The organism is Pontimicrobium aquaticum, from assembly GCF_005047595.1.
Lineage (GTDB): Bacteria > Bacteroidota > Bacteroidia > Flavobacteriales > Flavobacteriaceae > Pontimicrobium > Pontimicrobium aquaticum.
Genome location: NZ_SUPL01000002.1, coordinates 287,825 through 298,532, shown reverse-complemented (window position 1 = coordinate 298,532; position 10,708 = coordinate 287,825). Strand labels below are relative to the sequence as shown.

Genomic DNA, 10,708 nt, shown 5'->3' with positions numbered 1-10,708 from the left:
CGTTCCTCGTAATGACAAAACACAACCTCTCTTACCTATTAAACGGACGTTCGTTAATCCAATTAAAACCACGATTAGTAAGGATAAAGTTGTCTTTGGTTAGTATTCTTCCGCTACCTTTTATAGAATCATTTTTAAATACAGTTTCAAAACTAAACTTATTGTTTTCCTTTGTATAAGTAATAATAAATGAATCGGTTGAATCTGAATAACTCGTAAATTTCAGTTCTGATGCCAGCGTATCAATCTCTGATTTAAAAAACAGTCTCGACTTATCAATATTATAAATTTGAGCACTTCCTTTTCTTTCTAAAATTATATATCGCCATCGCTCATAATTATTCACATCTGTTGAAATTGTATCTCCATTTTTTTCAAAATGGGTAATCTTTATTAAGCCATATAGATCCGGTTTTTGGGCTTTAGAGCCATACATTTTTTGTGATTTTGTTAAGTTAATAAAACCAAATATTGTAACATAACCTAAAACCAGTCCTTTTATAATTCTTGAAACTAATCGTAAGGATTTATTACCTTCTTTTGCAGGTTGTTTTATCACAGATAAACTAACCGGATTGCTAGTAAAAAAGAAAGTACATAGCTTTTTAAAATCTTTTAACAACAAAAATAAGGTCATTAAAACCAAGTGGGTTGATAATAGCTTCACTGGAACATCATAAAAGTAATTTACTGCCATCACATTAGCAGTTGTCATTAAAGTGATAATCAATCCAAAGGTTAAAGTTCTTCTAAACAATAATAGCACAGCAGCAACTTCGGCGATTCCCATAAATAAATTATAGCCTTTCGAAAACCCTAAAAATGTCCAAGCTAATCCCATTGGAGACGAGTCACCATAAGGTTCTATAAGTCTGTAAAATGCTGGTTCTGGAAATTGTAGTTTAATTACTTTTACCAATCCGTAATTTATTAGCATTAATCCTACATAAAAACGCATTGCCACTGTAAGCCAATAATACAGTTTAGTATAATTAATACGATTTCTATCTAATAGAGACCATATAATTGTACCAAAAATAGCAGTTATAAATATGGTAAAAACTAATACATAATCATAAGTTGTATCTCCGCTTCCATTAGTAAAAGTGGTTATCTCGTAAGATAGATTTAATATGTTTTTCCCAACCCAAGGAATGAACTTATGTAATAGTTGAGTTGGATATTTCATTAAAACGCCCCAAAATGGATAGGCTCCATTATTTTGAAAAACAATATAAAGTATAAAATAAAGAAAGCTGAATCTAAAGCCTAAACGTTCTAGTACAGACCATTTAGAAGTACTTACTGAAATGTTACTCATGGTTAATTAGTTAGTTTACTAGCTCAAGATACTAGAAACTACAAAAATAAAAAACTGTTTAACAGCTAGTTAACAAGAAGCATATTATTGTTTAGGAGGAAATCCTTTCAATACTTTTTCGACAATAGCCTTGATACGAGCCTCTTTTTGTTCAGGAGATGCATTTGGGTTGTATCCCGACTCGCTTACAGCTTGCCAAAACAAACCAATACCATTTTCATCATGAAAATCGAACACTATTTGTCTGCTCAATTTAGGTTGTCCAATCGGTAAGCCAATAGAAATACCTCCACCAACATTACGTCCAGACCCACCAACTCCAACACCTACAGAGTTTCTTTGATTATTCTGAAATTCGGAACTTGTGATATCTATAAAGAAGTCTGGGTTATCAGATAGTGTCAAGCCTTTAAGTAGTAAAGTTTCATCTAAAGCATCCAATAATCGTTTGGTATCAAACTCCGTTAATCCTGTATCGATATCAGAATAGTAGTTATACGTTTTGTATTTAGTGAAATCTGTTTGCTTTTCATAATCGTAATTCACATAAATGGATGCACAAGATGTAACAACAATTAAAGTAAGTAGGGCTAATATCTTTTTCATCAACTAAAATTTTACTAAAGTTAATCAAAAATTATTCCTTTTTATCAACCGAACGTGTTAAAGCTGATGAAATAATTCCTGTTGGAATTGCCACAATACCCAAACCTATCATTAATATGAAAAACGTAAACACTTTGCCTCCAACGGTAATTGGATACACATCACCATAACCAACTGTTGTCAATGTAATTATTGCCCACCATAAACTATCAAAAATTGACGTGAAATGCTCTGGTTGCGCTTCGTTTTCGAAATAGTAAATACCTACTGCCGAAAAGTAAATAAGCATTAATGTGATAAATATAAATAGCAATATTTCTTCTTTTGCAGATTTTATAGCTCTTACAAAATGGTTCATTGCCCTGTTATAGCGAACCAATTTTAAAATTCTAAATAATCGTAAAAAACGTAAGGCTCTTAAGGAACGTAAATCAACTCCAAACGATAAGTAAAAAGGTAAAATAGCAATAAGATCAATGAGTCCAAAAAAGCTAAAAATAAACCTTGGCTTACTATCTGCGACATAAATTCTTAAAACATATTCTATAGTAAAAACGACAACACAGAAAATTTCTATAACTCTTAGAACTGCTTGTGTTTGAGGTTGTAAATTTGGTAAAGTTTCAACCGAAAAAGTAATTAATGAGAGTAAAATAAGTGCTTGAATGAAAAAAGCAAACCATCTGCTTAGTTTATTGTCATTAAATTCTACAAAACTCTTTATGAATGCTCTCATAGCAACAAATTTAAGAATTTAACATTTGCCACAATTTGTCTTTAAGTTGTGTTATTCCTTCCTGTGCTACAGGAGAAATAAACATATAATCTATTGGTAAATTATTGTCTAACTCTTGTTTTAATTCAGCTTTTAACTCCTCGTCTAGCATATCGCTTTTAGAAATGGCAATAAAGCGTTCTTTATCTAACATTTCTGGGTTGTAACGTCGTAATTCATCAAGTAAAATATCGTATTGCTTATGTATATCGTCAGCATCAGCTGGAATCATAAACAACAAAATGGAATTACGCTCAATATGCCTTAAAAAGTAATGTCCAAGACCTTTTCCTTCGGCAGCACCTTCGATAATTCCTGGAATATCTGCCATCACAAAACTCTGATAATCTCTATATTCAACAATACCTAAATTTGGTTTTAGCGTTGTAAACTCGTAATCAGCAATTTTTGGTTTTGCAGAAGTAATCACTGAAAGTAAGGTAGATTTTCCAGCATTAGGAAATCCAACCAAACCAACATCAGCTAAAAGCTTTAACTCAATAGTAACACGTTTTTCTTCTAATGGAATTCCAGGTTGGGCATATCGTGGTGTTTGGTTTGTTGAGCTTTTAAAATGCCAATTACCTCGTCCGCCCATACCTCCTTCACATAAAATTTTTTCTTCGTTATGCTCCGTTATTTCAAAAAGAATATCATTGGTTTCGGTATCTCTTACAACCGTTCCTAGTGGTACATCTACAAACACATCTTCTCCATCGGCTCCTGTACTTCTACTTTTACTCCCATGACCTCCATGTCCTGCTTTAAAGTGCTTTTTAAATTTTAGGTGATATAAGGTCCATAGGTTTTCGTTTCCTCTAATAATAACATGACCACCACGTCCTCCGTCACCACCATCAGGCCCTCCTTTTGTAATATATTTTTCGCGATGAAGATGCACAGAACCTTTGCCTCCGTTTCCGGAAGAAGCAAAGATTTTTACATAATCAACAAAATTGCCCTCTGTCATGTCTTTATATTAAGATTCCTGCATTAGCAGGAATCAAATTAATTAATTTTATTAAAAAAGTGAAACCCTATTTACAGTGCATCCACCACTTTGTTTAAACGCTCTGTTATTTCTTGAATGCTTCCTACACCATCTACTCCAAAGTATTTATTTTGAGCAGAATAATAGTTTTTTAAAACTGCTGTTTTACTATAATATTCTGCAATTCTGTTTCTAATAATACTTTCGTCAGCATCATCTGCTCTACCACTTGTTTTACCTCTTTCTAACAGTCTTTTTACTAATACCTCATCATCAACCTCTAAAGCTATCATGGCATTAATGTTAGAGTCTTTATCTTCCATTAACTCATCAAGTGCTTTTGCTTGTGCTTCTGTACGTGGAAACCCATCAAAAATAAAACCGTTAGCATCCGAGTTCTTCTCTACTTCGGCATTTAGCATTTTAATAGTGACCTCGTCTGGGACTAATTGTCCTTTATCCATATACGATTTAGCTAGAGTTCCTAATGCAGTTTCGTTTTTAATATTGTATCTAAAAACATCTCCTGTTGAAATGTGAACTAAATTATATGTTTCTTTTAAAAATTCAGCTTGGGTACCTTTTCCTGCGCCTGGAGGCCCAAATAATACTAGGTTTGTCATGTGTTGCGTGGTCTTTATTTGGTAAACTTCTGGTATATCTCTACCTAGTCCATCGTAGTCTAATCCGTATCCTACTATGAATTTATTAGGAATTTCTATACCTATATAATGTAATTTATAATCTTTTTTATAAGCTTCTGGTTTGTAAAACAATGTAGCGATTAACAATGATTTTACATTTTCATTTTTAAAAATTCTGTGGACTTCCTCAAGCGTGTTTCCTGTATCAATAATATCTTCAAGAATTACTACAGTTCGACCTGTTAAGTCTTGTGTTAATCCAATAAGGCGCTGAATGTCTTCGGTAGATTTTACGCCTTCATAGGACGCTAATTTTATAAAAGTAACTTCACAAGGTTTTGGATACTTTTTTACAAAATCACTCACAAACATAAACGAGCCATTTAAAATCCCTACAAACACAGGAATCTCATCACCTAAATCTGCTAAAACTTCGTCTACCATTTTTGAAACTGCTTCATCAATTTCTTGTTCAGAAATAAATGGTTTGAAGTATTTGTTATGAAGCTTTATCACCTTAATAAATTTTGAAAGAGGCAAAGATAATCAATTGATTAAGTTTAAACGATATTTTGATTTATGTTTTTAGAAAATGGTTCAATATTAAAATGTATTTTTGCAATGCTAAATGCAAAAACAAGGCAATAGTTTAAAATGAATTATTTTTCTTCTCAATTTAAATTAGGTATTTTAGGTGGTGGCCAACTTGGTAAAATGCTACTTAACGATACTCGAAAATTCGATATTCATACTTGTGTTTTAGACCCTAGTAATGAAGCTCCTTGTAAAATTGCTTGTAACGAATTTGTACAAGGCGATTTAATGGATTTTGATACTGTGTATCAATTTGGAAAGAATGTAGATGTACTAACTATTGAAATTGAAAATGTTAACGTTAATGCACTCGAAAAATTAGAAAAAGAAGGTATTAAAGTATATCCTACGTCTAAAACCTTACGAACTATTCAAAACAAGGCAAAACAAAAACTATTTTATGTAGATAATAACTTGCCCACTGCTCCTTTTTCAAGATTTGCCTATAAAGACGAAATACTAACAGCTATCGAGCACCAAACCCTCGAGTTCCCTTTTGTTTGGAAAAGTGCACAGTTTGGATATGATGGTAAAGGCGTAAAAGTAGTGAAATCCCATTCTGATCTTGAAGAATTGCCAAATGTAGAATGCATTACAGAAACATTAATTCCTTTTAAAAACGAACTCTCTGTCATTGTTGCAAGAAATGCTGATGGAAAGGTAAAAATATATCCAGTAGTTGAAATGGAATTTCATCCAGAGGCTAACCAAGTAGAATATGTTATTTGTCCTGCAAGAATTTCAAAAGAAGTGGCTTTAAAAGCAGAATTGATTGCTTTAAAAGCTTCAGCAGCTTTTAAGCACGTAGGTTTATTGGCCGTAGAAATGTTTCAAACTGAAGACGATGACATTTTAATAAACGAAGTAGCTCCTAGGCCTCATAATTCAGGACACCATACTATTGAAGCTAGTTATACCTCGCAATTTGAACAACACATAAGAGCTGTATTAAATCTACCTCTAGGAAAAACCGACAGTAAAGTTGGAGGCATTATGGTAAACTTAGTTGGAGCAGAAGATTATACTGGAAATGTTGTCTATAAAAATATTGAGTCTATCATGGCTATGGATGGCGTAACACCTCATATTTATGGCAAAAAACAGACGCGTCCATTTAGAAAAATGGGTCATGTAACCATTGTACATGAAAACATAAATGAAGCACGAAGAATAGCTGAAGAAGTTAAAAAGAAAATAAAAGTAATAAGCGAATAATATGGCACAAGTAGGAATAATTATGGGAAGCAATAGCGACCTTCCTGTTATGCAAGAGGCGATCGATGTTTTAAAAGGATTTGATATTGAGGTTGAAGTTGATATTGTTTCAGCACATCGTACGCCTGAAAAAATGTTTGATTATGGTAAAAATGCCCACACTAGAGGCATAAAAGTAATTATTGCGGGTGCGGGTGGTGCTGCTCACTTACCTGGAATGATTGCGTCATTATCACCATTACCTGTTATTGGTGTTCCTGTAAAATCTCGAAATTCTATAGATGGCTGGGATTCTGTACTATCAATTTTACAAATGCCTGGAGGCGTTCCTGTAGCAACAGTAGCACTAGATGGCGCTAAAAATGCTGGTATTTTAGCTGCTCAAATTATTGGTACTTCGGATACATGTGTACTAGACAAAGTAATTGTTTTTAAGGAAGGTTTAAAAGCCAAAGTAATAGAAGCAGCAAAGTCTATAAAATAGTAAAACCCCGAGGGAATCGAGGTTTTACAATTGCTATTAATCAACTATTTTTTAAGAGCCTAAAAATAGACTCTATGAAAAAATATCGGCGAAAGTAACATTTTTCTAAAATATGGCTAATTAAAAACTGTTAATATTAGTTAAATCAATAGTTCATAGAGAAAAGTATTACCTTTAATGATTGCCTTTTTTGAATAAATCACAACTATTATAAATAATTCCTTACAATAAAAAATGAACGTTTTAAATCAACCATTTAACACTCCATATAATACAGCTCCTTTCTCAAAAATTAAGGTTGAAGATTTTCTACCTGCTTTTAAAATTGCCATTGAAAAAGCCAGAAAAGAAATTGACGCAATTGTAAAAAATGCAAAACATCCTACTTTCAAAAACACCATTGAGGCTTTAGAATTTTCAGGTCAAGAATTAGATAGGATTTCGAGTATTTTTTTCAACTTAAATTCTGCTGAAACTAATGATGAGATTCAAAAAATCGCACAAGAAGTATCACCATTATTATCTGAATTTAGTAACGATATCACGTTAAATGAAAATCTATTTAAGCGCATAAAAACCGTTTACGACTCTAAACCAGAAAACCTAACCCAAGAACAAAAAACACTTCTTGATAAACGCTATAAAAGTTTTTCTAGAAATGGCGCCAATCTTCCTGATGACAAAAAAGAACAATTAAGAGCTATTGATAAAGAATTAAGTCAATTAAAATTAAAGTTTGGTGAAAATGTATTAGCAGAAACTAATAAGTTTGAAATGCTTCTTACTAATAAAAATGATTTATCTGGACTACCTGAAGGTGCTAAAGAAGCAGCAAAACAACTAGCCGAAAGTAAAGACAAAGAAGGTTGGTTAATCACGTTAGATTATCCAAGTTACATACCTTTTATGACGTATGCCGATAATAGAGAATTACGCAAAAAACTATCATTGGCTTTTGGCAGTAAAGGGTTTAAAAATGATGAATTTGACAATCAAGACATCGTAATTAAAATTGCTAATCTTAGGTTTAAACGTGCACAACTATTAGGCTACAAAACTCATGCGCATTTTGTATTGGAAGAACGTATGGCTAAAACACCAGAAAAAGTTAAGAGTTTTTTAAACGAATTATTGGAAAAAGCCAAACCTGCAGCAGAGCGCGAATTTAAAAACCTAGAAAATTTTGCAAAAGATTTAGATAATATTGACCAACTCCATAAATGGGATTCAGCATACTATTCTGAAAAACTGAAGCAAAAACTGTTTGATTTAGATGATGAAAAACTAAAACCCTATTTCAAATTAGAAAATGTGATTGAAGGAGCATTTAAGGTTGCAGAAAAATTATTTGGATTAAGATTTGAAGAAATTAATGACAAAGATGCAATAGATTATATTGACAAATATCATGAAGATGTTTTAACTTATAAAGTTACTGATGATGGAGGACTAACAGCCATTTTTTATGCCGATTTTTTTCCAAGATCAGGAAAGCGCAATGGTGCGTGGATGACATCATACAAACCTCAATATGTCCAAAATAGTCATAATCATCGTCCACATGTGTCTATTGTTTGCAACTTTACAAAACCAACAAAGAGTAAACCATCACTCCTGACCTTTAATGAAGTGACAACCTTGTTTCACGAGTTTGGTCATGCACTTCATGGTATGCTAGCCAATACAACCTACCCGAGTTTATCAGGAACATCGGTGTATTGGGATTTTGTAGAATTACCAAGTCAGGTCATGGAAAATTGGTGTTACGAAAAAGAAGCTCTAGAGTTGTTTGCAAAGCATTACGAAACCAATGAAGTAATTCCAATGGAATTGGTAAACAAAATAAAAGAATCGGCAACCTTTCATGAAGGCATGCAAACACTTCGTCAAATAAGCTTTGGCTTATTAGACATGAGTTGGCACGGACAAGATCCTTCGAATATAAAAGATGTGAAAGCACAAGAAATAAAAGCATTTGGAGACACACAGTTGTATCCTAATGTACCAGAAAATTGTATGAGTACTGCTTTTGCACATATTTTTCAAGGTGGCTACTCATCAGGATATTACAGTTATAAATGGGCTGAAGTGTTGGATGCTGATGCCTTTGAGTATTTTAAAGAAAAAGGCATTTTCAACAAAACAGTTGCTAACAAATTTAAAGAGTTTGTATTATCTCAAGGCGGCACCGAAGACCCAATGGTATTATATAAACGTTTTCGTGGACAAGAACCAAAACCAGAAGCCTTATTAAAACGTGCTGGGTTGTTGAAATAAAGATCGTAATAAATCAAATCTATAACCAATAACCTTAAACTTATCATAAATCTATTACAAGTCAACATTTTCTTTTATTTTTGAACTAGAAAATTAATAGCCTTTTATGTCAGGTCACGAAATAAATCCAAATAAGTGGATAGATTTATATTCCGATTATCTTTTTAACTACACCATTACAAGAGTAAAGGATAGAGAAACTGCACAAGATTTAGTTCAAGAAACCTTTTTTGCAGGCTTAAAATCTATGAAAAACTTTAAAGGTGAAGCCAGTGAACGTACTTGGTTAATTTCTATTTTAAAGCGAAAAATAATTGATTACTATAGAAAAATAAACTCTAAAAAAGGAAAAGCCGAAGTACGAATGAATCTAAATTTTGATGCTGAAGATGATGGTGATTGGCTTGAGCAACGCGTTGCAGATCCTTTTGACAAAACAGCAGAAAACAATTTAGAAAATACCGAACTTGGTTTGGCTATTCACAATTGCATTGGTAAATTGCCATCAAAACAAGCCGAAGTTTTTAAAATGAAAACATTATTAGATTATGACACCGAAACTATTTGTAATGAACTTGGAATTACTGCGTCTAATCTTTGGGTAATAATACATAGAGCTAGAACATCTTTAGCCTCTTGTATGGAAAAAAATTGGTTTTAATATAAAGAAATGAGTAAAGGTTTTAAATTATTTATGTCATGTAAAGAAGCGGTTAATACTTGCGACAAAGCACAGTATGGAGAAGTTACGCTATTGGACAAGATAAAACATACTATTCATCTTTTTTATTGTAAAACTTGTCAAAAATATTCGGCAAACAATAAAAAACTAACCGAATTGGTTAACAAGCCCGAAGTAGATTGCTTGAAAAAATCTGAAAAAGAGCAGCTTCAATATAATTTTAAAAAAGAGCTAGAAAATCATCAGTAATTAATTGTCGTTAAAATAGCCCAAAGTATTGGGATACCTTCTACCCAAAAACCACTATAATATTTCTTTTGATTTATACTACTAAATACTAAATACAGTAGCAATAACACACTTATTTTTCCAAGAATAATTGTTTTATTAACGTAAAACTCATCTTTAAAAAATTCAATTAAAAACATTATAACTATTAATAATACACCAATTATTTTAGTTCTTGCTACGCCAATTCGTTGCGGAATAGTTGATAATTTAATACTGTCATACCTCATGTCTCTAATTTCAAAAGGCAACATAGCAATAATAACATATAAATAACGCTGAATGGATTCAATCAACATATCATTGTTATATACATAGTTTTCATTTAACAAAGGAATAATAACGGTTGTAGCCATCCATACAAATGCAATGACGTAAATTTTCAATCCACTTATTGCACGTAAATTTCCAGCTTCGACCAAAAATTTCTTAGGTAGAAAAGGAATAGCATACAAAAATGTAATAACACCCAATCCCAAAAAGTAAAAGATAGTTTCAGCTTTTAATTTGAAGGTATAATAAATTAAACCTATAAAACACAAAAATGAAAAAACCTGAATCACCTTTAACCAACTTGCTAAACTTCTATGATGAAACTTTGCTAGTCCAAAATACTTCACAAAATTATAGCCAGTAATGGTCGCAAAAAAAACAAAATATACAAAGTCTAAATCGGCTCCTACATTAAAATTTAAAAGTGTTACCCAAACTAATCCACATACTGCCAAAGCCACGTGAATACTACTATTAATGTAAAAATCTAAAAAACGTTTTAACACTTGCATAATACAAATTTAGGTAAACTGTTAATAATGCCTTAAAATGGTTAAA

11 protein-coding genes are annotated in these 10,708 nt (G+C 32.1%); 5 read left to right on the top strand and 6 right to left on the bottom strand.

Translation table 11 applies throughout. The features are described 5' to 3' along the window. Positions 1-31: 31 nt before the first annotated feature. From E5167_RS04185 to E5167_RS04165, 5 genes are all read right to left on the bottom strand, one after another. Positions 32-1,321, bottom strand: a complete 1,290-nt coding sequence (locus E5167_RS04185; RefSeq protein ID WP_136841355.1) for a hypothetical protein — start codon at positions 1,319-1,321, stop codon at positions 32-34. 84 nt (positions 1,322-1,405) lie between these two features. Next, complete coding sequence (locus E5167_RS04180) at positions 1,406-1,927, bottom strand: DUF4136 domain-containing protein (protein ID WP_136841353.1); 522 nt, start codon at positions 1,925-1,927, stop codon at positions 1,406-1,408. 31 nt (positions 1,928-1,958) lie between these two features. Further along, positions 1,959-2,663 (bottom strand): ion transporter, encoded by a 705-nt coding sequence (locus E5167_RS04175; RefSeq protein ID WP_136841351.1) that lies wholly within the window; start codon positions 2,661-2,663, stop codon positions 1,959-1,961. A gap of 10 nt (positions 2,664-2,673) precedes the next feature. Then, positions 2,674-3,672: a GTPase ObgE gene (gene obgE / locus E5167_RS04170; protein WP_136841349.1), complete on the bottom strand. Its 999-nt coding sequence runs from the start codon at positions 3,670-3,672 to the stop codon at positions 2,674-2,676. A 71-nt stretch (positions 3,673-3,743) separates the two neighbouring features. Further along, positions 3,744-4,853 (bottom strand): adenylate kinase, encoded by a 1,110-nt coding sequence (locus E5167_RS04165; RefSeq protein WP_136841347.1) that lies wholly within the window; start codon positions 4,851-4,853, stop codon positions 3,744-3,746. Positions 4,854-4,991: 138 nt separating this feature from the next. Here E5167_RS04165 and E5167_RS04160 point away from each other — a divergent pair, with 138 nt between their 5' ends. The 5 genes from E5167_RS04160 (at position 4,992) to E5167_RS04140 (ending at position 9,838) form a co-directional block, all read left to right on the top strand. Further along, positions 4,992-6,146, top strand: coding sequence for a 5-(carboxyamino)imidazole ribonucleotide synthase (locus tag E5167_RS04160; RefSeq protein WP_136841345.1), 1,155 nt, complete (start codon positions 4,992-4,994; stop codon positions 6,144-6,146). Between the two features lies 1 nt (position 6,147). After that, positions 6,148-6,630 carry a 5-(carboxyamino)imidazole ribonucleotide mutase gene (gene purE / locus E5167_RS04155; protein WP_136841343.1) on the top strand — a complete coding sequence of 161 codons (483 nt, stop codon included), beginning with the start codon at positions 6,148-6,150 and terminating at the stop codon, positions 6,628-6,630. Positions 6,631-6,864: 234 nt separating this feature from the next. Further along, on the top strand, positions 6,865-8,907 hold the full coding sequence (locus E5167_RS04150; protein WP_136841341.1) for a M3 family metallopeptidase: 2,043 nt from the start codon (positions 6,865-6,867) through the stop codon (positions 8,905-8,907). Positions 8,908-9,013: 106 nt separating this feature from the next. Then, positions 9,014-9,568, top strand: coding sequence for a sigma-70 family RNA polymerase sigma factor (locus E5167_RS04145; protein WP_136841339.1), 555 nt, complete (start codon positions 9,014-9,016; stop codon positions 9,566-9,568). A 9-nt stretch (positions 9,569-9,577) separates the two neighbouring features. Beyond that, positions 9,578-9,838 (top strand): glycine dehydrogenase, encoded by a 261-nt coding sequence (locus E5167_RS04140; RefSeq protein WP_136841337.1) that lies wholly within the window; start codon positions 9,578-9,580, stop codon positions 9,836-9,838. Here the strand turns inward: E5167_RS04140 and E5167_RS04135 are convergent. Beyond that, positions 9,832-10,662, bottom strand: coding sequence for a UbiA prenyltransferase family protein (locus tag E5167_RS04135; protein ID WP_136841336.1), 831 nt, complete (start codon positions 10,660-10,662; stop codon positions 9,832-9,834). The two genes, E5167_RS04140 and E5167_RS04135, sit on opposite strands and share 7 nt — an antisense overlap. Positions 10,663-10,708 lie beyond the last annotated feature (46 nt).

Excerpts from the sequence above, each read along its gene's own strand:
- E5167_RS04185 (WP_136841355.1), bottom strand. The coding sequence starts at position 1,321 with ATGAGTAACATTTCAGTAAGTACTTCTAAATGGTCTGTACTAGAACGT.
- E5167_RS04180 (WP_136841353.1), bottom strand. The coding sequence starts at position 1,927 with ATGAAAAAGATATTAGCCCTACTTACTTTAATTGTTGTTACATCTTGT.
- E5167_RS04175 (WP_136841351.1), bottom strand. The coding sequence starts at position 2,663 with ATGAGAGCATTCATAAAGAGTTTTGTAGAATTTAATGACAATAAACTA.
- obgE (WP_136841349.1), bottom strand. The coding sequence starts at position 3,672 with ATGACAGAGGGCAATTTTGTTGATTATGTAAAAATCTTTGCTTCTTCC.
- E5167_RS04160 (WP_136841345.1), top strand. The coding sequence starts at position 4,992 with ATGAATTATTTTTCTTCTCAATTTAAATTAGGTATTTTAGGTGGTGGC.
- purE (WP_136841343.1), top strand. The coding sequence starts at position 6,148 with ATGGCACAAGTAGGAATAATTATGGGAAGCAATAGCGACCTTCCTGTT.
- E5167_RS04150 (WP_136841341.1), top strand. The coding sequence starts at position 6,865 with ATGAACGTTTTAAATCAACCATTTAACACTCCATATAATACAGCTCCT.
- E5167_RS04145 (WP_136841339.1), top strand. The coding sequence starts at position 9,014 with ATGTCAGGTCACGAAATAAATCCAAATAAGTGGATAGATTTATATTCC.
- E5167_RS04140 (WP_136841337.1), top strand. The coding sequence starts at position 9,578 with ATGAGTAAAGGTTTTAAATTATTTATGTCATGTAAAGAAGCGGTTAAT.
- E5167_RS04135 (WP_136841336.1), bottom strand. The coding sequence starts at position 10,662 with ATGCAAGTGTTAAAACGTTTTTTAGATTTTTACATTAATAGTAGTATT.